The sequence below is a fragment of the Streptomyces sp. NPDC017529 genome (genome assembly GCF_044329785.1).
Taxonomy (GTDB): Bacteria; Actinomycetota; Actinomycetes; order Streptomycetales; family Streptomycetaceae; genus Streptomyces.
In genome coordinates this window covers 234,725-256,608 of record NZ_JBIRJY010000008.1, presented here as the reverse complement: position 1 = coordinate 256,608, position 21,884 = coordinate 234,725, and the positions used below count along the sequence as shown (strand labels likewise).

Genomic DNA, 21,884 nt, shown 5'->3' with positions numbered 1-21,884 from the left:
ACGGCGCGGCGGCTTGCCGTCTCACAGTCCCACGATGCCGTTCCACTCCTTGGCGAACGCCGGCCGTTCCTTGGCGGTGATGTCGCGGGCGATGGCCAGCCGCTTGCGCAGGGCGTCGTCCGGGAAGACGAGCGGGTCCTCGGCCAGCGCGGTGCGTTCCTCGTCCTTGGAGGAGGCGAGGACGTCCCGCGCGGCCGGCACCGGGCAGACGTAGTTGACCCACACCGCCAGTTCGGCGGCCGTCTCCGGCTCGTAGTAGTAGTCGATCAGCCGTTCGGCGTTGCGCTTGTGCTCCGCGCGGCCGGGGATCATCAGGCTCTCCGCCCACAGTTCGGCGCCCTCTTGCGGCACCACGAACTCGATGTCGGGGTTGTCCTCCTTGAGCTGGATGACGTCGCCCGAATACGCCTGCGCCGCGAGCACGTCCCCCGAGGCCAGGTCCTTGATGTAGTCGTTGCCGGTGAAGCGCCGGATGTGCTTGCGCGCCACGAGGCGGCGGATCCGGCCCGTCATCCGGTAGAAGTCGTCCTCCGTCCAGCGCGTGATGTCCACGCCGTCGCCCTGCATGAGCATCGCGAAGGACTCGTCGAGCCCGGACAGCAGCGTGACCCGCCCGCGCAGGTCGTCCTGCCACAGGTCCGCGGTGTGCCGGATCTCCCGGCCGAGCTTCCTGCGGTTGTAGGCGATGCCGGTGATGCCCGACTGCCAGGGCACGCTGTGCTTGCGCCCCGGGTCGAAGTGCGGGGTGCGCAGCAGCGGGTCGAGGTGCCGGGCGACGTTCGGCTGCCGCGCCCGGTCCATCTCCTGGACCCAGCCGAGCCGTACGTACCGGGCGCACATCCAGTCGCTGATGACGATGAGGTCGCGGCCGGTCGGCTGGTGGTTCATCAGCGCGGGGCCGATCTTGCCGAAGAACTCGTCGTTGTCGTTGATCTCCTCGGTGTACGTCACCGAGATGCCGGTGCGCTTCTCGAACGCCGCCAGCGTCGGCCGCCGCTGCTGGTCCCGCTCGTCGACGTCGATGTAGAGCGGCCAGTTGGCGAAGGTCAGGCGCTTGTCCCGGGCCGAGCGGTCCGGGGCGGCGCGGTCGGCCGGCGCGACGTAAGCGGCGGGCACCCCGCACCCGGCCGCCAGCAGGGCCAGCGCCCCGGCCGCACCCGTACCGACCGTGCTCCGTAGCAGCGAACGCCGCGAAAGTTCAGGCATGGCGTGCACTCTCACGTGCCGTGGGCGGCGGCGGCAAGCGACAGAACGTCGACTGCCGGGCCGCCGCCCACGACGGTGTGCCGAGGGCGGGACGTGCTCAGCCGTCGAGCGAGGTCATCACGTGCTTGATCCGCGTGTAGTCCTCGAAGCCGTAGCCCGAGAGGTCCTTGCCGTAACCGGACTTCTTGAATCCGCCGTGCGGCATCTCGGCGACCAGCGGAATGTGGGTGTTGATCCACACGCAGCCGAAGTCCAGCTTCTTCGACATCCGCATGGCCCGCGCGTGGTCCTTGGTCCACACCGAGGACGCCAGCGCGTACTCCACGCCGTTCGACCACTCGACGGCCTGGTCCTCGTCGCGGAAGGACTGGACGGTGATGACCGGGCCGAAGACCTCCTGCTGGACGATCTCGTCGTCCTGCTTGAGGCCGGAGACGACGGTCGGCGCGTAGAAATAGCCCTCCTCGCCGACCTGGTGGCCGCCCGCCTCGATCTTGGCGTGCGCAGGCAGGCCGTCGATGAAGCGCTTGACCTGCGCCAGCTGGTTGGCGTTGTTCAGCGGCCCGTAGAGCACGTCCTCGTCGTCCACCGCGCCGGTCTTGGTGTCGGCGGCGGCCTTGGCGAGCGCGGTCACGAACTCGTCGTGAACGGACTCCTGGACGAGCACGCGGGTCGCGGCCGTACAGTCCTGGCCCGCGTTGAAGTAGCCCGCCACCGAGATGTCCTCGACGGCCTTGGCGATGTCGGTGTCCTCGAAGACCACGACCGGCGCCTTGCCGCCCAGCTCCAGGTGGACCCGCTTGAGGTCCTTCGAGGCGGACTCGGCGACCTGCATGCCGGCCCGTACGGAGCCGGTGATCGAGGCCATCGCCGGGGTCTTGTGCTCGACCATCAGGCGGCCGGTGTCCCGGTCGCCGCAGATGACGTTGAACACGCCGCGGGAGTGGCCCAGTTCGTCCAGCACGCTGCCGATGATCTCGGCGATCAGCACCGTCGAGGCGGGCGTGGTGTCGGAGGGCTTGAGGACGACGGTGTTGCCCGCCGCCAGCGCCGGCGCGAACTTCCACACCGCCATCATCATCGGGTAGTTCCACGGCGCGACCTGCGCGCAGACACCGACCGGCTCCCGGCGGACGATGGACGTGAAGCCGTCCATGTACTCGCCCGCCGCGCGACCCTCCAGCATCCGGGCGGCCCCCGCGAAGAAGCGGATCTGGTCCACCATCGGCGGGATTTCCTCGGAGCGTACGAGCGCGAGCGGCTTGCCGCAGTTCTCGGACTCGGCGGCGATCAGCTCCTCGGCCCGCTCCTCGAAGCGGTCGGCGATCTTGAGCAGCACCTTCTGGCGCTCGGCCGGCACCAGGTCGCGCCAGGCGGGGAAGGCCGCCTCGGCGGCGGCCATCGCGGCGTCGACGTCCGCGGCGGCGGACAGCGGGGCGGTGGCGTACGCCCGACCCGTGGCCGGGTTGACCACCTCCGTGGTCCGCCCGTCGGCGGCGTCCCGGAACTCCCCGTCGATGTAGTTGCGCAGACGACGCAGTTCGGTGGTCACGAGCGACCCCTCCTACTCAGGTGTCCGATGGTTGAGATGCCCACCCTAGCCATGAAGGCAACGTTTTCGACATACCCGCAAGGGGTGAACAACGAAATCAGTGGTGCCGCAATCTTCGGACAACTGATTTCATCGAATCGGGGTTGCGGGACGGACGAGGCTCGTGCACAGTGAGGCTCGTGGCCACTCGTGACAGAAACGGCACCCAGTCGATCGACTCCGTCTCCCTGGCGATCATCGAGCAGCTCCAGGAGGACGGCCGCCGTCCGTACGCCGCGATCGGCAAGGCCGTCGGCCTGTCCGAGGCGGCGGTGCGGCAACGCGTACAGAAACTGCTCGACCAAGGCGTGATGCAGATCGTCGCGGTCACCGACCCCCTCACGGTCGGCTTCCGGCGGCAGGCGATGGTCGGCATCAACGTCGAGGGCGACCTCGACCCGGTGGCCGACGCCCTGACGGCCATGGAAGAGGTCGAGTACGTCGTCATGACCGCGGGCTCCTTCGATCTCCTCGTCGAGATCGTCTGCGAGGACGACGACCACCTGCTGGAAATGATCAACAAGCGGATCCGCACGCTGCCCGGCGTCCGGACCACCGAGAGCTTCGTCTACCTCAAGCTCCGTAAGCAGACCTACACCTGGGGAACCAGATAGCCATGACTGCTGACCTCTCGAAGACGGCCTACGACCACCTGTGGATGCACTTCACCCGCATGTCGTCGTACGAGAACGCCCCCGTGCCGACGATCGTGCGCGGCGAGGGCACGAACATCTACGACGACAAGGGCAAGCGCTACATCGACGGGCTGGCCGGCCTCTTCGTCGTCCAGGCCGGGCACGGCCGCGCCGAACTCGCCGAGACCGCGCTCAAGCAGGCGCAGGAGCTGGCCTTCTTCCCCATCTGGTCGTACGCGCACCCCAAGGCCGTCGAACTGGCCGAGCGGCTGGCCCACTACGCGCCCGGCGACCTGAACAAGGTCTTCTTCACCACCGGCGGCGGCGAGGCCGTCGAGACCGCGTGGAAGCTGGCCAAGCAGTACTTCAAGCTCACCGGCAAGCCCGCCAAGCACAAGGTGATATCGCGCGCCGTGGCGTACCACGGCACGCCGCAGGGCGCCCTGTCCATCACCGGCCTGCCGGGCCTCAAGGCCCCGTTCGAGCCGCTGGTCCCCGGCGCCCACAAGGTGCCGAACACCAACATCTACCGGGCGCCGCTCTTCGGCGACGACCCCGAGGCGTTCGGCCGCTGGGCCGCCGACCAGATCGAGCAGCAGATCCTCTTCGAGGGCCCGGAGACCGTCGCCGCCGTCTTCCTGGAGCCGGTGCAGAACGCCGGCGGCTGCTTCCCGCCGCCGCCCGGCTACTTTCAGCGCGTCCGCGAGATCTGCGACCGCCACGACGTGCTGCTCGTCTCCGACGAGGTCATCTGCGCCTTCGGCCGCCTCGGCACGATGTTCGCCTGCGACAAGTTCGACTACGTGCCCGACATGATCACCTGCGCCAAGGGCATGACCTCGGGCTACTCCCCCATCGGCGCCTGCATCATCTCCGACCGGCTGGCCGAGCCGTTCTACAAGGGCGACAACACCTTCCTGCACGGCTACACCTTCGGCGGCCACCCGGTCTCCGCCGCCGTCGCCTGCACCAACCTCGACATCTTCGAGCGCGAGAACCTCAACCAGCACGTGCTGGACAAGGAAGAAGCCTTCTTCTCCACCCTGAAGAAGCTCCACGACCTGCCGATCGTCGGCGACGTCCGCGGCAACGGCTTCTTCTACGGCATCGAACTCGTCAAGGACAAGGCCACCAAGGAATCCTTCAACGACGAGGAGACTGAACGCGTCCTGTACGGCTTCCTCTCCAAGGCCCTGTACGACAACGGCCTGTACTGCCGCGCCGACGACCGCGGCGACCCGGTCGTCCAGCTCGCCCCGCCGCTCGTCGCCGACCAGCCGGTCTTCGACGAGATCGAGCAGATACTGCGCGCCACGCTCACGGAGGCCTGGTCGAAGCTCTGAGCAGGCCGCGGAGGGGGATGGCGCGCCGCCCCCTCCGCCCCAGTTCTTCATATAAGCGGCCATTTGAGTGAACCTGGCCGTGGTACGCGCCGAGCGCCGAATACCGAGGGTCGCCACTCCTTACCGTGCCAGTGACCGATACCCTCCATGGTCGTTCACCCGGTTGGGGGAACGATCGGACGCGACGAGCATGAGGTGCGCAGATGGTGGCCCCACCTGACAACGACGTTCTCTGGGCGCGCGGCCTGCACCACACATACGCCGGCTCCCCCGCGCTCGCAGGTGTCTCCGTCGGTGTACGCGACGGCGAGATCCTCGCCGTCACCGGTCCCCGCGGCTGCGGCAAGACCACCCTCCTGCGGTGCCTTTCCGGCCAACTTGCGCCCGACAGCGGCGAGATCTGGTTCAACAGTTCACCGGTGCACACCCTGTCGCCGCTCGGCCGCGAACGGCTGCGCCTGGACCGGTTCGGCTGGGTCGACACCGAACCGCACCTCGTCCCCGAGCTGACCGCCTGGGAGAACGCCGCCCTCCCCCTCCTCCTGCGCGGGAACGGCCACCGCGCCGCCAAGCAGACCGCCTGCGAATGGCTGGAGCGGCTGGACGTGGGCATGTGCGCCCGCCAACGCCCCGGCCGCCTCGACCAGTCCCAGCGCCAGCGCATCGCCATCGCCCGCGCCCTGGCCTCGGCGCCGCAGGTCCTGTTCGCCGACGAGCCCACCGCGCCGCTGCACCGCGCCGACGCCGCCCAGGTGCTGCGCACCATCACCACGGCCGCCCGCTCGCACGACATCACGGTCGTCCTCGCCACCCACGAGCCCGAGGCCGCCACCCTCGCGGACCGCACCATGGCGCTCCTCGACGGCCGCCGCACCGGCGCCAAGGCACCCGCCCCCGACGAGGAAAGCAGGGCAGAGTGCTCGCTCTCCGTCTAGCCCGCGGGGCCCACCCCCTCGTCCTGTTCCGCCGCCTGCTCGTCGCCGCAGCCGCCGCGGGCACCGGTTTCCTCCTCCTGGCCGCGCTCGGCCACGCCGCCGCCCACCCGGCGACGGCCACCGACTCGTTCGTACGCCTCCTGTGGTGCGCCATCCCGGCCGCGGCCACCACCCAGCTCGCCGTCTCCGCGGCCCGTACGGACCCCGCCTCCCGCCCCCGGCGGGGCATGTCCGCCGCCGGGCTGGGGCCCGCCCGCCTGACGGTGATCGCCGCCGCATCCACCGCCGTGTCCTGCGTACTGGGCAGCCTCCTCGCCCTGCTCGCCTTCCTCGCCGTCCGCGGCGACCTGGGCGGCGCCGCGGCCGCCGGCTCCGCCACCCGGCTCCTCGGCGCGGGCCACCCGTTCCCCCTCGCGGGCGCGCTGATGCTCCTTGCCGTCGTCCCGCTGACGGCGGCCGGCGCGACCGCGGTCACCCTGCGCCCCCACAAGGACAAGCACGGCGACGCCACCGGGCCGGTGTCCCGGACCGGCTCCGGCGTTCCCCTCGCCGCCGCCGACGGCGACTCCTCCGCCATGACCACCGCGCTGCCGTGGGGCATGGCCCTGACAGCGGCCGGCCTCGCCCTGGAGACCTACGTCAGCCGCGGCCCCGCCGACCCCGACACGCTGCTCCCCCTCCCCGGACGCCTCATCGGCAGCCCGCCGGGCGTCCTGGCGGGCTGGACGCTGGCCGCCATCGGCCTCGTACTGGCCGGTCCCGGCCTGGCGCAGCTCTCCGGCCGCCTGCTCGCCGCCGGCCGCCCCGGCGCCGTCCGCCTGCTGGCGGGCCGCGTCCTCCAGGACGAGTCCCGGCGCATCGGCCGCCCCCTCGGCGTGCTCTGCGCGGTCGCCTCCGGCACGTACGCGGCGGCGAAGGTGTACGAGGCGGCTCCCACCCGCCCGTTCGGCCCGCTCACCGGACTCGGCGCGGCCCTCGTCCTGGCCTGTGTCACGGCCAGCGCCCTCACCGCGGCCCTGGAGGCCCGCTGGGCCCGCACCCACACCACCGCCGCCCTCCGCCGCCTCGGCGCCCCCCGCTCGCTCCTCCACCGCGCCACCGCCCTGCGCGTCCTGGCCCTCCTCGTCGTCCTGGCCCCCCTCACCTGGGTGATCGCCGAACTCGCCGCCCTGCCCCTGCTCCGCTGACCGCCCTCGCCCCCAGGCCGTACGGCCACCCGCCTACCATGACGGGCGTGCAGCCGAATCCCGAGTCCCCCGCGCCCCACCGCCCCGTCGAACGGCCGCGACACCGCGGCGACGACCGCGAGATCGAGTCGCTCGCGGAATTCGACCGGGTGCTGGCCTCGGGCAGCCTCTCCGGGTACCGCGTCCAGTCCGTCGACCTGACCGGCCGCACGTCCGCGCTCCTCGGGACGCCGGCCGCCGACGCCGTCTTCCTCGGCTGCCGGATGGCACCGGAGGCCGCCGCGAGCGTCCGGGCGAACGGCGCCCTGGTCTTCCCGCCGATACCGGGCCTGCCGTTCGACCCGTACCGCGGCAGCCTCTACGCCCCCGGCGAGCTCTTCGCGGGCCTCGCCACGGACGCCGGCTACGCGGCCACCGCCGACGCCCGGGCCTACGCCTGGTACCAGCGCACCATGTCGGACGGCGACGTCTTCGCCTCGATGCTGCGCAGCATCCACGACGACGCCGTCTCCGACGCGCTGGACGAGCACCTCGCCGGTGCCCGCGTCGTGGGCGTCATGGGCGGGCACGCGCTGGAGCGCGGATCCTCCGCGTACGAGGGCGCGGCCCGGCTCGGGCGGCAGCTCGCCAGGACCGGCCTGACGGTCGCCACGGGAGGCGGTCCGGGCGCGATGGAGGCCGCGAACCTCGGCGCCTACGCCGCCCCCTTCGGCGACGCGATGCTCGACGAGAGCCTCGCGCTGCTCGCCAAGGCCCCGCACTTCGCCCCTTCGGTGACCGACTGGGCACGGGCCGCCTTCGAGGTACGCGACCGGTGGCCGGACGGCGGCGGCTCGGTCGGCATCCCCACATGGTTCTACGGCCACGAGCCGCCGAACGCCTTCGCCACCCACATCGCCAAGTACTTCGTCAACGCGGTCCGTGAGGACGGCCTCCTGGCGCGCTCCAACGCCGGAGTCGTCTTCCTGCCCGGCGCGGCGGGGACCGTACAGGAGATCTTCGACAACGCGACCCCGAACTACTACGGCTCCCGGGGCGAACCGACCCCGATGGTGCTCGTCGACCGGGCGCACTGGACCGGGAAGCTGCCCGCCTGGCCGCTCCTGCGGGCGCTCGCCGCGGAACGGCCGATGGCCGCGAGGATCGCCCTGGTCGACTCGGTGGAAGAGGCCCCGGAAGCCCTGGCCCGCCTCGGCGAGGCCCCCGGTACCGATCCCGCGGCATCTGCTTGACCGTCCGAGGCAACTCACGCCCCCGAAACCACGTCTCGCTAGTCAGGTAATGCACAGGTAAAACCAGGCAGTGCGCGAAACGGAGTTCTTGGTGCTCATCGGTCTTCTGACGGCAGTGGCGGCCTCGGCCTGCTACGGCACGGGGTCGGTCCTGCAAGCGGTCGGATCGCGCAAGTCCGCGCGCCGGGAGGCGGCCGCCGCGTCCACCACCGGCGTCACCGCGCACGGCGGCCCCAGTCTCTCTTCCACCGCCAAGGCCGCGGTGACCTGGGAATTCATGGTCGGCACGGTGCTGGACTTCGTGGGCTTCGGCCTCGGCGCGCTGGCCGCGCGGCTGCTGCCGCTCTTCCTCTCCCAGACCGTCATCAGCGCCAATCTGGTGATCACCGCCGTACTGAGCATCAAGCTCCTCGGCATCCGGCTGAACCGGCCCGAGTGGGCTTCCATCGCCGTGGTCTGCTCGGCGCTGGTGCTGCTGGCCACGGCGGCCGGCCCGGAGGGCGGCGGTGACGCCTCGACGACCACGCACTGGTGGCTGCTGGCCGCCTCGGTCCTGCTCATCGGCGGTGGCACGCTGGTCGTCCGCCTGCTCGGCAGCCGCGCCGCGATCCTCGCCGGCCTGCTGTCCGGCCTGGGCTTCGGCGCCCTCGGCGTCGGCGTACGCGTCCTGAACGGCGTCGACCCGTTCAACCTGCCCACGCTCCTGGCCGACCCGGCCCTTTACGCCATTCTCGTCGCCGGCATCGGCGGCATGTACCTGCACACGGTCGCCCTCCAGATCGGTTCGGTCAACGGCGCCACGGCGGCGCTGGTGGTGGGCGAAACGGTGGTACCGGGCATCCTCGGGGTGCTGTGGCTGGGCGACTCCTCCCGGCCGGGCTTCGCCTGGATGGCGGTGCTCGGCTTCGTCGTGGCGGTGGCCGGCGCCGTCGCCGTCGCCTGGTTCGGCGAGCCGGAGGACGGCGGCGCGGCCGCGGCCGTACCGGCTCCCGCGGAGGAAGCGAAGACGCTGGACGGGCCGTCGGCCGGAAGCGACGCCCGGACCGCGGCGGGCAGCCGCACCAGCTCCTCGTAGCGCGCCCGCCGACCCCACGGGTGGGCGTCCCTCAGCGGTTCAGGACCACGACGTCCTCGGCCGTGAAGGTGACGCCCACCCGCTCTCCGTCTTCCGGGGCGTCCCGCAGCGCGCAGGCCGCCTCCAACCGCGGTCCGGAGTCCGGCTGGAGGAGCAGGGCGACGTGGGTGCCGCGGAACGTGCGCGCCGCCACCGTGCACGGCAGCCCGTCCGCGGCAGCCGTGATCCCCACCCCGGCCGGGCGCACCAGGAGGCGGCACGGGCCGTCCGGCGCGTCTTCCGGTACCGGGACCTTGCCCCACGGGGTGTCGGCGGCCCCGCCCCGCACGGTCGCCTCCACCACGTTGTCGAAGCCCAGGAAGCGGGCGACGAACTCGGTGGCGGGGCGCTGCCAGACCTCCAGCGGAGTGCCGCTCTGCGCGATCCGCCCCTCCCTCATGACCACCACCCGGTCGGCCAGCGCGAAGGCTTCACCCTGGTCGTGCGTCACGGCCAGCACGGTCGTACCCAGCTCGCCGAAGACCCTCCGCAGTTCGACGACCAGGCGCTCACGCAGGCCGCGGTCGAGCTGGCCGAGCGGCTCGTCCAGCATCAGCAGCCGCGGCCGCGGTGCGAGTGCGCGGGCCAGCGCGACCCGCTGCTGTTCGCCGCCGGACAGCGCCGCCACGGCGCGCCGCTGGGCGCCCGGCAGGCCGACCAGGTCCAGGAGTCCGGCAACCGTACGCTCCTGTTCGGCACGTGACGCGCCGCGCATGCGCAGGCCGAAGGCCACGTTGCCGCCGACGTCGCGCTGCGGGAAGAGCTGGTGGTCCTGGAACATCAGCCCGACGCCACGGCGGTGCGTGGGCACGCCCGACTGGTCCCGTCCTTCCAGGAAGACGCGCCCCGCGTCGGCGGCTTGCAGTCCCGCCACGACCCTCAGAAGAGTGGACTTGCCGCTGCCGCTGGGCCCCAGCACACACACGATCTCCTGCGCGGCGACGCTCAGGCCGACCGCGTCCAGCGCCGGCGGCTGCCCGGCGCGGAAGCGGACGGTGACGTCGTCCAGCCGCAGCAGCGCCTCGTCCGCGGTGCCAGTGTGTTCCGCCATCTAAAACTCTCCGGCCTGATCGGTACGGATGCGCTCCAGCGCCAGCAGCGCGCCCGCGCACACCACCATCAAGATCGTCGACAGGGCCATCGCCTGTCCGTAGTTCAGTTCTCCCGCACGTCCCAGCAGCCTCGCCACGGCCACCGGCAGGGTCGGTGCGTCCGGCCGGGCGATGAAGACCGTCGCGCCGAACTCGCCGAGCGACACGGCGAAGGCGAAACCGGCGGCGATCAGCAGCGCGCGCCGTACCAGCGGCAGGTCGACCTCCCGCCACACGCGCCACGGCGAGGCCCCCAGCACCGCCGCCGCCTCCCGCAGCCGCCCGTCCACCGCGCGCAGCACGGGCAGCATGGTCCGTACGACGAACGGCACTCCGACCAGCGCCTGCGCCAGTGGTACGAGCCACCACGAGGAGCGCAGATCCAGCGGCGGCTTGTCGAGAGTGATCAGAAAACCGAAGCCGACGGTCACGGCCGACACTCCGAGGGGCAGCATCAGCAACGCGTCGAAGCCACGCACCAGCCTGCCGCCCCGCCTGGTCAGCGCTGCCGCCGCCAGCCCGCCCACCACCAGGGCGATCAGCGTGGCGGCGGCCCCGTAGGCGAGCGAGTTCCACAGGGCGTCCAGCGGGGCGACGGCGAAGGTGCTGTCCATGGAGGCAGCGGATTGCAACGCCCGGTAGAACGTGAACCCGTAGCCGTCCGGCCCGGCGAAGGACCGCTCGACCAGCACCGCCAGGGGCGCCACCAGCAGCACCGCGATCACGGCGAGCGTCCCCCACAGCAGCGCCCACTGGCCGGCGCCCCGGGGCCGCCGCACCGTCTGCGCCGGGTCGACGAGCGTGAGGGCGGTCTCCCGCCGCCGTACGGTCCAGGCGTGCAGCGCCAGGAGTGCCAGCACGGCGGCGAACTGGAGCAACGTCAGGACGGCGGCGGTCGGCAGGTCCAGGAAGTCGGCGGTCTGCCGGTAGATCTCCACCTCCAGGGTGGAGAACCTCGGCCCGCCCAGGATCTGCACCGCCCCGAAGGAGGTGAAGGTGAACAGGAAGACCATCAGGGCGGCGGCCGCGACGGCCGGTCCCAGCGCGGGCAGCGTCACCCGCCGCCACGCGTTCCAGCGCGACGCGCCCAGCACCCGGGCCGCTTCCTCCTGCCGGGGGTCGAGTTGCCCCCAGAGGCCCGCGACGGTCCGTACGACCACCGCGTAGTTGAAGAACACGTGCGCCAGCAGGATCGCCCACACCGAGGTGTCCAGCCGTACGCCCCACAGGTCGTCCAGCACGCCGCCGCGCCCGACCAGCGCCAGGAACGCCGAACCCACCACCACCGTCGGCAGCACGAACGGCACCGCGACCACGGACCGCAGCAACTGCTTCCCGGGGAAATCGAAGCGCGCGAAGACATACGCGCCGGGGAGCGCGATCAGCAGCGTGAGCGCGGTCGAGGCCGCCGCCTGCCAGACCGTGAACCACAGGACGTGCAGGACGTCCGGGTCGGACAGCACCTCGCCGACCCGGCCCAGCTGCCACTGCCCGCCGTCCTTGAGCCCCCGCCCGACGATCGCGGCGACCGGATAGGCGAAGAAGAGCGCGAAGAAGGCCAGCGGCAGGGCCATCAGGGCCAGCCGCGCCGCCGTCCCCCGTGAGTGCCGCGCCCGCTTCGCGGGGCCGGTTACTTCAGAACGAGCGAGGACCACTGCTTGATCCACTGTTCGCGGTTCGCGGCGATCTTCTCCGGGGCCACCGTCTCCGGCTTGTCGATCTTCCGGCCGTACTTGGTGAACAGCTCCGGAACCTGCGCGTCCGTACGCGCCGGGTTGACGAACATCTGGAGCGGCACGTCCTCCTGGAACTGCTTGCTCAGCAGGAAGTCCAGCAGGGCCTTGCCGCCCTTCTCGTTCTTGGCGCCCTTGAGCAGCCCCGCGAACTCGACCTGCCGGAAGCAGGTGCCGGCCGCGACGCCGGTGGGCGCCTCCTTCGGCTGCGGCTTCTTGCCGAGCACCTCCACCGGCGGGCTCGACGCGTACGAGACCACCAGGGGCTTGTCCCCCTTGCCCCGGCCCGCCGCCGAACCCGAGAACCGTTCGTTGTACGCCTGCTCCCAGCCGTCCACGACCTCGACGCCGTTGTCCTTGAGCTTCTTCCAGTAGTCCTGCCAGCCGGACTCGCCGTACTTGGCGATGGTGCCGAGCTGGAAGGCGAGCCCCGGCGACGACGTGGCGGAGTTCTCGGTGACCAGCAGGCCCTTGTACTCGGGCTTGAGCAGGTCGTCGAACGTCTCGGGCGGCGCGATCCGGTGCTCGGCGAAGTAGGCGCGGTCGTAGTTGACGCAGGTGTCGCCGTAGTCCACCGGCGTCACCCGGTGCCCGGCCTTGTCAAGCTGGAGTTCGCCGGGGACGCTCGCCAGCCCCTTGGCCTCGTACGGGCTGAAGATGCCTTCCTTCAGGCCGCGCGACAGCAGCGTGTTGTCGATGCCGAAGAAGACATCGCCCTGCGGGTTGTTCTTCGACAGGATCGCCTGGTTGACGGCCTTGCCCGCGTCGCCGCCCTTGAGCACGTTCACCTTGTAGCCGGTCTGCTTGGTGAACTCCTCCAGGACGGACTTGGAGGCGTTGAAGGAGTCGTGGCTGACGAGCGTGACGGTCTTCGGGTCCGTACTGCCGCCGCTGCCGCCCGAGCCGCACGCGGCGAGCGCCGTCATGCCGGCCGCGACCGCCAGCGCGGTGACGGTGATCCTTCTGGTGGTGCTCACTGGATTCCTCCTGGCTGGCCAGGAAGAGACGCGGCCCCGCCCGGCACTTCGCGAGGAAGGCCGGGCGGGGCGCAACAGCATGAGTGACGACCGAACTTCCTACCCGGAATGACCCGGGCGAGGTTCAAGGGTCTGCGGCACCTCGTGTCCGTGACGCTCGGTCCGTGACACTGCCGCACTCTCAGCGCTGTGGCGCTCCCCTGTCGGAATGTGCATTTGTTCGATCACACCGTACCAGCGGACGGTCAGCGCTCCGAGGCCGCGAGCTGCCCGCAGGCGCCGTCGATCTCCTGCCCGCGCGTGTCGCGGACGGTCACCGGCACCCCGTGCGCGGCGATGGCCTCGACGAACGCCTTCTCGTCCTCGGGGCGCGAGGCGGTCCACTTCGAACCGGGCGTCGGGTTGAGAGGGATCAGGTTGACGTGCACCCGCTTGCCCTTGAGCAGGCGGCCCAGCAGGTCACCGCGCCACGCCTGGTCGTTGATGTCCCGGATCAGCGCGTACTCGATCGAGATCCGCCGCCCGGACTTCTCCGCGTACTCCCAGGCCGCGTCCAGCACCTCACGCACCTTCCAGCGCGTGTTGACCGGTACGAGCGTGTCGCGCAGCTCGTCGTCGGGCGCGTGCAGCGACACCGCGAGCCGGCACTTCAGGCCCTCGTCCGCGAACCGCAGCATCGCCGGGACGAGACCCACCGTGGACACGGTGATGCCGCGCTGGGAAAGCCCCACCCCGTCGGGCTCCGGGTCGGTCAGCCGCCGGATCGCGCCCACGACCCGGTTGTAGTTCGCCAGCGGCTCGCCCATGCCCATGAAGACGACGTTGGACAGCCGGGCCGGCCCGCCCGGAACCTCGCCGTCGCGCAGCGCCCGCATGCCGTCGACGATCTGGTGAACGATCTCGGCGGTCGAGAGGTTCCGGTCCAGCCCCGCCTGCCCCGTCGCGCAGAACGGGCAGTTCATGCCGCATCCGGCCTGTGACGAGATGCACATCGTGACCCGGTCCGGGTAGCGCATCAGCACCGACTCCACGAGGGTGCCGTCGTGCAGCTTCCACAGCGTCTTGCGCGTGGTGTCGTCGTCACAGGAGATGTGCCGCACCACACTCATCAGCTCGGGCAGCAACGCCGACGCCAGCTTCTCCCGCGCCGCGGCCGGGATGTCCGTCCACTCCGCCGGGTCGTGCGCGTACCGGGCGAAGTAGTGCTGCGACAGCTGCTTGGCGCGGAACGGCTTCTCACCGGCCGCGGCCACGGCTTCGCGCCGCTCGGCGGGGGTGAGATCGGCAAGGTGCCGCGGCGGCTTCTTGGCTCCGCGCGGCGCGACGAAAGTGAGTTCTCCGGGCTTAGGCATGGTTCTTCCAGTGTCGCAGACGTAAGAGGTGCCGATCGCCGCCTCGGCAACCCGGCCTGACCTGCGGTTTTCCATATGCGTGAGGGGCCCGCCACGCAGCGCGGCGAGCCCCTCACACGTACGGTGGACCTCTGTCAGCCGGAGCCGACGAAGATGACGTACAGCAGCCACACGACCGGGGCGGTCGGCAGGAGCGAGTCCAGGCGGTCCATGATGCCGCCGTGGCCGGGCAGCAGCGTGCCCATGTCCTTGATGCCGAGATCGCGCTTGATCATGGACTCGCCGAGGTCGCCGAGCGTCGCGCTGGCCGCGACCGCCATGCCGAGCAGCAGGCCCTGCCACCAGGCGCCGTCCGTAATGATCAGCTGCATGCAGAGCGCGCCCGCGACCATGGCGAACAGCACCGCGCCGAACAGCCCCTCGCGGGTCTTGCCGGGGCTGATGCGGGGCGCGAGCTTGTTCTTGCCGAAGCGCCAGCCCACCGCGTACGCACCCGTGTCGCTGACGACCGTCAGCAGCAGGAACGTCAGCACGCGCTGCGGCCCGTCGTCGGCGGCGAGCATCATCGCCACGAACGTCGCCAGGAACGGCACGTAGAACGCGGCGAAGACGCCCGCCGTGACGTCCCGCAGATAGTTCTCCGGGGCCTCCGTCATGCGCCACACCAGGGCGGCGAGCGCGGTGAGCGCCATCGCCACCCACGCGCCCTCCGCGCCCCGTACGTAGCCGGCGACCACCATCGCCGCGCCACCGAGGGCGAGCGGGACCAGCGGTACCCGGATGTCCTTGCGTTCGGAGAGCCGGGACGTCAGCTCCCACAGGCCCACGACGACCGCGATCACTATGACGCCTACGAAAAGCGGCTTGTAGACGAAGAGCGAGAGCAGGATGACGGCACCGAGGCCGACACCGACTCCTATGGCGGCCCGGAGGTTGCGCCCCGCGCTCTTCTTCTGCGGCTTGTCGGGTTGCTGTGAGCCGTCAGGCCCCGGCAAAGAGGTCGGCATGGGCTCCTGCGGCTGTTCGTCGCGGAACGAGGGGCCGCTCTGCCGAGCGGCCCCCCTGTCGTCCCGGTGGTCCCGGTCGTCGTCCAGAGAGTTCCGGTCGTCGTCCTGGTGTCCGCCTGCGTCGGGCACGATGGGCATGGGCCGAGTCTGCGCCGCGCCGCCCCACTCGTGCGCGGGACCCGCCGAACCGGCGGGCCCCTGGTCGGGTGGTCCCCATTGACCGGCTCGGCCGACGCCAGGCGGGGCCCCCCAGGATGACTCGTTCATCAGACCTCTAGGAGCTCGGATTCCTTGTGCTTGAGCAGCTCGTCCACCTGCGCGACGTACTTCGCGGTGGTGTCGTCGAGCTCCTTCTCCGCCCTGCGCACCTCGTCCTCGCCGGACTCCTTGTCCTTGACGAGCTTGTCGAGGGTTTCCTTGGCCTTGCGCCGGACGCTGCGGATCGAGATCTTCGAGTCCTCGGCCTTGTTCTTCGCGACCTTGATGAACTCCCGGCGGCGCTCCTCGGTGAGCTCCGGGAAGTTCACGCGAATGATGTGGCCGTCATTGCTCGGGTTGACGCCCAGGTCGGAGTCCCGGATCGCCTGCTCGATGTTGCGCAGTGCGCTCTTGTCGAACGGGGTCACCACGGCCATCCGCGGTTCGGGCACCGAGAACGACGCCAGCTGGTTGATCGGCGTCATGGCGCCGTAGTAGTCCGCCACGATCTTGTTGAACATCGCCGGGTGCGCACGCCCGGTGCGAATCGCGGCGAAGTCCTCCTTGGCGACCACGACGGCCTTCTCCATCTTCTCCTCGGCCTCGAGGAGGATCTCTTCGATCACCACTTGCTCCTGGTCTTTTCGGTAAGAAGCAGAGCCTCGCCCCTGCCGCGCGTCTTCTCCTGCACGGTGTCCGACCGGCAGGCCGTTGTCCATCCCCGTGCCGGGGTCTTCCCACGACCCGGGGTTGCCGCCCGTACGGTGCCCTGCCCGTACGGCAATACGGCAGTTGGGGCCGTCAGGCCCGGGTGCCCTGATCGCTGACGAGCGTGCCGATCTTCTCACCCTTCACCGCGCGCGCGATGTTGCCCTCGGCGAGCAGTTCGAAGACGAGGATCGGGAGCTTGTTGTCGCGGCAGAGCGTGATGGCGGTGGCGTCGGCGACCTTGAGGTCGCGGGTGATGACCTCGCCGTATTCGAGAGCGTCGAACTTCACCGCGTCCGGGAACTTCTTCGGGTCGGCGTCGTAGACCCCGTCCACGCCGTTCTTGCCCATCAGCATGGCCTCGGCACCGACCTCCAGGGCACGCTGGGCCGCGGTGGTGTCGGTGGAGAAGTACGGCATGCCCATACCGGCTCCGAAGATGACCACGCGGCCCTTTTCCATGTGACGCACGGCGCGCAGCGGAATGTACGGCTCCGCGACCTGTCCCATGGTGATGGCGGTCTGGACGCGGCAGTCGATGCCCTCCTTCTCCAGGAAGTCCTGGAGGGCCAGGCAGTTCATGACCGTGCCGAGCATGCCCATGTAGTCGGAGCGGGCGCGGTCCATGCCGCGCTGCTGCAGCTCGGCGCCGCGGAAGAAGTTGCCGCCGCCGATCACGATGGCGATCTCGTAGCCGTCACGGACCACGGCTGCGATCTCGCGGGCGATGGCGTGCACGACATCGGGGTCGACACCCAGTCCGCCGCCGCCGGCGAACGCTTCGCCCGACAGCTTCAGCAGGAAGCGTCCCTTCCCGCCGCTGTCGGCCTTGTGGGCTGTGTCCGCGCCGTCGGCACCCTGATTCATCACGCTCTCCTCGTGCACATACGAAGAAGGCCATTGCCGGGGGTCTGGTTCAGATCCCTGTACGGCAATGGCCTCCTCGTCACATCTGCGGCCGGCCGGTACGCGGCCGACTGCGTACGACCCTAGCGGGGCCGTAGGTCATTCGCTGGCCTTGGCGACAAGGCCCACGGCTTGGCTCAGGCGCCGACGCGGATGCGCGAGAAGCGCTTCAGCGAGACACCGGCCTCGTTCAGGACCTTCTCGACGGACTTCTTGTTGTCCTTCGCGAAGGGCTGCGCCAGCAGCGTGTTCTCCTTGAAGAAGCCGTTGACGCGACCCTCGACGATCTTCGGGAGGGCGGCCTCGGGCTTGCCCTCCTCGCGCGAGGTGGCCTCGGCGACGCGGCGCTCGTTCTCCACGACGTCGGCCGGGACGTCCTCACGGGTGAGGTACTTCGGCGCGAACGCGGCGATGTGCTGCGCGACGTCCTTGGCGGTCTCGGCGTTCTCCTTGTCCAGCTCGACCAGGACGCCGACCTGCGGCGGGAGGTCGGGCATGGTGCGGTGCATGTAGGCGGCCACGTAGCCACCGGAGAACTGCGCGAAGCGGTCCAGAACGATCTTCTCGCCCAGCGTGGCGTTGGCCTCGTCGACGTACGCCTGGACGGTCTTGCCGGCCTCGATCTCGGAGGCGAGCAGCGCCTCCAGGTCGGCCGGGGAGGTGGCGGCGACGTGCGCGGCCAGCGCGTTGGCGACGGCCAGGAACTTCTCGCCCTTGGCGACGAAGTCCGTCTCGCACTTCAGCTCAAGCAGAACGCCGGAGGTCTTGTCCTCGGAGATGAGGGAGACGACGGCGCCGTTCTCGGCCGAACGGCTCTCGCGCTTGGCGACGCCCTTCTGGCCCTTGACGCGGAGGATCTCCACGGCCTTGTCGACGCTGCCCTCGGCCTCGTCCAGGGCCTTCTTGCAGTCCATCATGCCGGCGCCGGTGAGCTCACGGAGCTTCTTGACGTCCGCGGCGGTGTAGTTCGCCATGGTCTGTGAATCTCTTCTCGAAATCTCGACAGTCGAAAGATCTACGGGTGGACGGCGGGGGCGGCGCTCGTGGCGCCCTCCCCCGCCGTCGTCAACCGGTGGTGCGGCGTCAGGCCTGCTCGGCGTCCGCGGCCGGCGTCTCGGCCTCGGCGGCGGGGGCCTCGGCAGCGGCGGGGGCCTCGGCGGGCTTGTCCTCGGCCTTGGCCTCGTCAGCCTTGGCGTCGTCGGCCTTCTTCTCGCCCTCCAGCAGGTCGCGCTCCCACTCGGCGAGGGGCTCGCCGGCCTTCTCGCCCGGCTTCTGGTCGCCGGTGGCGGCGCCGGAGCGGGCGATGAGGCCCTCGGCGACGGCGTCGGCGATCACGCGGGTGAGCAGGGTGACGGAGCGGATCGCGTCGTCGTTGCCCGGGATCTTGTAGTCGACCTCGTCCGGGTCGCAGTTCGTGTCGAGGATCGCCACGACCGGGATGTTGAGCTTGCGCGCCTCGCCGACGGCGATGTGCTCCTTCTTGGTGTCCACGATCCAGACGGCGCTGGGCACCTTCTGCATCTCGCGGATACCGCCGAGGGTCTTCTCCAGCTTGGCCTTCTCGCGGGAGAGGACCAGGAGCTCCTTCTTGGTGAGGCCGGAGGCGGCCACATCCTCGAAGTCGATCTGCTCGAGCTCCTTCAGGCGCTGCAGGCGCTTGTAGACGGTCGAGAAGTTGGTCAGCATGCCGCCGAGCCAGCGCTGGTTCACGTAGGGCATGCCCACGCGGGTCGCCTGCTCGGCAATGGCCTCCTGGGCCTGCTTCTTCGTGCCGACGAACATGACCGAGCCGCCGTGGGCGACGGTCTCCTTGACGAACTCGTAGGCGCGGTCGATGTACGACAGCGACTGGAGCAGGTCGATGATGTAGATGCCGTTGCGCTCCGTGAAGATGAAGCGCTTCATCTTCGGGTTCCAACGGCGGGTCTGGTGCCCGAAGTGGACGCCGCTCTCCAGCAGCTCCCGCATCGTGACGACGGCCATGGCCGTACTCCTCGTGTTACTCGGTTCCACTGCGGCCGGGCGGCCGCGGTGCCTGACGCCCCGGCGCGCTCTGCCGGAGAAGGGACCTTGCGGGGCCTTCCGAGGACCGAGGGGCGCGTCCACCGTGCTGCCCGAATGGGAACTGTTGCGCTGGTGGCGGGGCGTGCGAAGTCGACCCGGTGACCCGGATCGCCACAAGAAGTGTACGGGACCGCCGAAGGGACGGGCGACACACACCTTTCGGCCAGGAAATCGGGGGGTGGGGCGGGGGTGGGCGGGGCGAGAGGAGCCCGGGCCGGGGGCGGCTCGTACGGCTTCTCCTTGGCGCCGGCGGCGGTATCACAGCACCGCGCTTCCGTGTCCCGCATCCCGTGCCCGGCGCTCGGTGCTCGGTGCGCGGTGCTCGGTGCGCGGTGCTCGGTGCGCGGCGCTCGGTGCGCGGCGCTCGGTGCGCGGCGCCCCGCAAGGGTGACGCCGTTATGCACAACCCACCAGTAATCCACCGATCCGGCTCAAGATCCCCAAGCGGAAGCCGACCACGTCATCGTCGAGACATGCGCCGACAAACCGCCCTCAAGATCACCCGCACCGCCGTCACCAGCCGCACGACACGCACACCACCCGCCCCATGCTCCGGACGAGCCTCACCCCCGGGCGTCGGTGTCCGATTCCTTGCCCTCTGCGCCATGAGCATCGCATTAGCCGTATTTTCCGCCGGAGCCGCCGCAGCCGGTATGGCCTTCACCGGCACAGACCCGCCCAGCCCCACCGGCCCCACGCAGCCTCCGGAACAACAGCCAACACCCGCCCCCTCGCACAGTCCCGACCCAGACCGCCCCTTACCAGGGGCTACCGGCAAACGGGCCTGGCCGGTCACCGGGCCGACCGGCGTGCGCCCCGCCATCGCGCGCGGCTGGGAGCCTCCGCCCGCCCCCTGGGCAGCCGGCCACCGTGGAGTGGATCTCTCCGCGGCCAGGGGGGCGACCGTGCGAGCCGCCGCCCCGGGCCGGGTTCTCTTCGCCGGCAAGGTGGCGGGGCGCGGCGTCCTGTCCATCGAGGTCGCGGCATCCGGCCGCCCACCGCTCCGCACGACCTACGAACCGGTCCGTCCCACCGTCCGAAAGGGCGCCCACGTCACCGCGGGCCAACCGGTGGCCACCCTCGCCGAAGGCCCGTTCCACTGCTCCGCCCCGTGTCTGCACTGGGGCCTACTCCGCGACAAGACCTACCTGGATCCGCTCTCTCTGCTCCCGGCGTCGATGCTGCGCCCTGTTCCCGCGCGGCTCCTACCGGTCCTCGGAATCCCGGAGTCGGAGCAGCCACCATCAGGCCTCCGCGAGACATCACGGCAGCACCGCCCGCGGCCGGCAACAACCCTGCGGGCGAGAGCACAGACGCGGGCGCAGGCGCGGGAGAGAGCGCGGGCGCAGGCGCTGACGCGGGCACGGGCGCAGGCACACCGAATACGAGGCCGAGCACCGCCCACCCTCCGCCGCCCACCTCACGGAAGGAGGACTGCCGACCCGAGCAGGCCCGGCCGGTCAGCCCCTTACGCCACCGAGAACCATGGCGACCGCAGCCTCCGTGATCTGCGTCGGGTCCTCCGCGGCCCCGAGTTCGATACGGCGAACCGCGGCGTCGACGATGCCTTGAAGCAGCATGGCGGCGAGTCGCGGCTGCTCGTGACCGAGGTCGGCCAGAGCCTCCACGATCATCGCGATCAGCCCACCGTGCGCAGCCCGGATCTTCTCCCGTGCGCCCGCGTCCAGCTCGCCTGCCGAGATCGCGACAACGGCCCGGTGCCGACGGTCACCGACCAGCGCAAGCTGCTGGCGCACGTACGCCTCGATCTTGGCCTCGGGCGTCCCGACCCGCTCCATCGCGGCTTCGACCTCAGCCGCCCAAACGGGGAAGTCGACAGCGCACAGCTCTTCGACGACAGCCGCGCGGGAGCGGAAGTATTCGTAGACGGAGGAGCGCGCGAGACCCGTGCGCTCGGCGAGGGCGGGGAAGGTCAACGCCTCGGTCCCGCCTTCGGACAACAGGGTGCGAGCGGCGTCCAAAAGGGCGCCACGCTGCATCGTCCGGTGCTCGGCCACAGAGGCCGCTCGAATCCTGGGCACGTCACCACTCTACGGATGGCCCGCCCGGCACGGCACTCCGCATCACGATGTGTCCACGCCGACGGCCGACAGCCAAACACTGGAAACCAAGCGCGATGGAACGGAACGGCGACAGGCCGAGCACCACAAAACATCAGTAAACCCGCAGGTCAGAGAGGTGGTGAGACTCGACCAAAGCAAGCCGACCACGCGAACGGAAGCGCACACCGAACACCCGCCCAGCAAAGGACACGACTGCCGCCGAAGCAGAACCGGGCGCGCTGGACACGGGCCTAGGCGCGCCCTCAGCTGCGGGGCACGCACCCATCCAGGCGCCCCCGAGCCAGGTGCATGCCAAGCGACATGCGCTGTCCGAGGCAGGCGCGGTGTCCGAGCCGAGCGTGCTCCCTATGCCGAGCGCGGCGTCCAAGCCAGGCATGACATCCGAGGCGGGCACGGTGCCAAAGGCAGGGGCAGTGCCCAAGGCGGCGTTGGCTGCGATGTGCGGGCAGGCCAGGCGCGGTGGCCAGCATGCTCCCAGGCTCGGACACGCCCGGGAGCCAGGGGGACGAGTCGCCCCCTGA

At 70.7% G+C, this 21,884-nt stretch carries 18 protein-coding genes, 1 pseudogene and 1 riboswitch; of the genes and pseudogenes, 7 read left to right on the top strand and 12 right to left on the bottom strand.

Annotated elements, in window-relative coordinates; translation table 11 throughout:
- Positions 1-21: 21 nt before the first annotated feature.
- Both ACH4K4_RS22520 and ACH4K4_RS22515 read right to left on the bottom strand, forming a co-directional pair.
- Positions 22-1,206, bottom strand: a complete 1,185-nt coding sequence (locus ACH4K4_RS22520; protein ID WP_398169489.1) for a spermidine/putrescine ABC transporter substrate-binding protein — start codon at positions 1,204-1,206, stop codon at positions 22-24.
- 97 nt (positions 1,207-1,303) lie between these two features.
- Positions 1,304-2,758, bottom strand: a complete 1,455-nt coding sequence (locus ACH4K4_RS22515; RefSeq protein ID WP_398169488.1) for a gamma-aminobutyraldehyde dehydrogenase — start codon at positions 2,756-2,758, stop codon at positions 1,304-1,306.
- 179 nt (positions 2,759-2,937) lie between these two features.
- On the opposite strand from ACH4K4_RS22515, the gene ACH4K4_RS22510 reads away from it, so the two are divergent.
- From ACH4K4_RS22510 to ACH4K4_RS22485, 6 genes are all read left to right on the top strand, one after another.
- Positions 2,938-3,411, top strand: a complete 474-nt coding sequence (locus ACH4K4_RS22510; protein ID WP_398169486.1) for an Lrp/AsnC family transcriptional regulator — start codon at positions 2,938-2,940, stop codon at positions 3,409-3,411.
- Positions 3,412-3,413: 2 nt separating this feature from the next.
- The gene (locus tag ACH4K4_RS22505; RefSeq protein WP_398169484.1) at positions 3,414-4,775 is read left to right on the top strand and encodes an aspartate aminotransferase family protein; all 1,362 of its coding nucleotides are present in this window, start codon (positions 3,414-3,416) and stop codon (positions 4,773-4,775) included.
- 203 nt (positions 4,776-4,978) lie between these two features.
- Positions 4,979-5,710: an ABC transporter ATP-binding protein gene (locus ACH4K4_RS22500; protein WP_398169482.1), complete on the top strand. Its 732-nt coding sequence runs from the start codon at positions 4,979-4,981 to the stop codon at positions 5,708-5,710.
- The gene (locus ACH4K4_RS22495) at positions 5,692-6,897 is read left to right on the top strand and encodes a hypothetical protein (protein ID WP_398169481.1); all 1,206 of its coding nucleotides are present in this window, start codon (positions 5,692-5,694) and stop codon (positions 6,895-6,897) included. The genes ACH4K4_RS22500 and ACH4K4_RS22495 overlap by 19 nt, the downstream gene beginning before the upstream one ends.
- A 38-nt stretch (positions 6,898-6,935) precedes the next feature.
- Positions 6,936-8,129, top strand: a complete 1,194-nt coding sequence (locus ACH4K4_RS22490; RefSeq protein ID WP_398169480.1) for an LOG family protein — start codon at positions 6,936-6,938, stop codon at positions 8,127-8,129.
- A 91-nt stretch (positions 8,130-8,220) separates the two neighbouring features.
- A complete protein-coding gene (locus ACH4K4_RS22485; protein ID WP_398169478.1) occupies positions 8,221-9,204 on the top strand; it encodes a hypothetical protein in 984 nt (327 codons plus the stop codon).
- 31 nt (positions 9,205-9,235) lie between these two features.
- On the opposite strand, the gene ACH4K4_RS22480 is transcribed toward ACH4K4_RS22485, so the two are convergent.
- The 9 genes from ACH4K4_RS22480 to rpsB form a co-directional block, all read right to left on the bottom strand.
- Positions 9,236-10,294 (bottom strand): ABC transporter ATP-binding protein, encoded by a 1,059-nt coding sequence (locus tag ACH4K4_RS22480; RefSeq protein ID WP_398169476.1) that lies wholly within the window; start codon positions 10,292-10,294, stop codon positions 9,236-9,238.
- Complete coding sequence (locus ACH4K4_RS22475) at positions 10,295-11,908, bottom strand: ABC transporter permease (protein WP_398169474.1); 1,614 nt, start codon at positions 11,906-11,908, stop codon at positions 10,295-10,297. It abuts the gene before it with no gap.
- A gap of 56 nt (positions 11,909-11,964) precedes the next feature.
- On the bottom strand, positions 11,965-13,044 hold the full coding sequence (locus ACH4K4_RS22470; protein WP_398169472.1) for a thiamine ABC transporter substrate binding subunit: 1,080 nt from the start codon (positions 13,042-13,044) through the stop codon (positions 11,965-11,967).
- A 78-nt stretch (positions 13,045-13,122) separates the two neighbouring features.
- Positions 13,123-13,256: riboswitch (TPP riboswitch) on the bottom strand.
- A gap of 33 nt (positions 13,257-13,289) precedes the next feature.
- Positions 13,290-14,396 (bottom strand): 23S rRNA (adenine(2503)-C(2))-methyltransferase RlmN, encoded by a 1,107-nt coding sequence (gene rlmN / locus ACH4K4_RS22465; protein ID WP_398169471.1) that lies wholly within the window; start codon positions 14,394-14,396, stop codon positions 13,290-13,292.
- A 134-nt stretch (positions 14,397-14,530) separates the two neighbouring features.
- Positions 14,531-15,670, bottom strand: a complete 1,140-nt coding sequence (locus ACH4K4_RS22460) for a phosphatidate cytidylyltransferase (RefSeq protein ID WP_398169470.1) — start codon at positions 15,668-15,670, stop codon at positions 14,531-14,533.
- Positions 15,670-16,227: a ribosome recycling factor gene (gene frr, locus ACH4K4_RS22455; protein WP_398169469.1), complete on the bottom strand. Its 558-nt coding sequence runs from the start codon at positions 16,225-16,227 to the stop codon at positions 15,670-15,672. Before frr ends, ACH4K4_RS22460 begins: the two co-directional genes overlap by 1 nt.
- Before the next feature lie 175 nt (positions 16,228-16,402).
- Positions 16,403-17,176: a UMP kinase gene (gene pyrH, locus ACH4K4_RS22450; RefSeq protein ID WP_360131121.1), complete on the bottom strand. Its 774-nt coding sequence runs from the start codon at positions 17,174-17,176 to the stop codon at positions 16,403-16,405.
- 176 nt (positions 17,177-17,352) lie between these two features.
- Entirely contained in the window at positions 17,353-18,189 is an 837-nt protein-coding gene (gene tsf, locus ACH4K4_RS22445; RefSeq protein ID WP_398169467.1) for a translation elongation factor Ts, read from the bottom strand.
- A gap of 109 nt (positions 18,190-18,298) precedes the next feature.
- Complete coding sequence (gene rpsB / locus ACH4K4_RS22440; protein WP_398169465.1) at positions 18,299-19,198, bottom strand: 30S ribosomal protein S2; 900 nt, start codon at positions 19,196-19,198, stop codon at positions 18,299-18,301.
- 479 nt (positions 19,199-19,677) lie between these two features.
- Between rpsB and ACH4K4_RS22435 the strand changes: the two are divergent.
- Positions 19,678-20,376, top strand: a pseudogene (locus ACH4K4_RS22435) (peptidoglycan DD-metalloendopeptidase family protein); the annotation flags it as partial.
- Between the two features lie 363 nt (positions 20,377-20,739).
- Here ACH4K4_RS22435 and ACH4K4_RS22430 read toward each other — a convergent pair.
- Complete coding sequence (locus ACH4K4_RS22430; RefSeq protein WP_398169622.1) at positions 20,740-21,279, bottom strand: TetR/AcrR family transcriptional regulator; 540 nt, start codon at positions 21,277-21,279, stop codon at positions 20,740-20,742.
- Between the last annotated feature and the right edge of the window lie 605 nt (positions 21,280-21,884).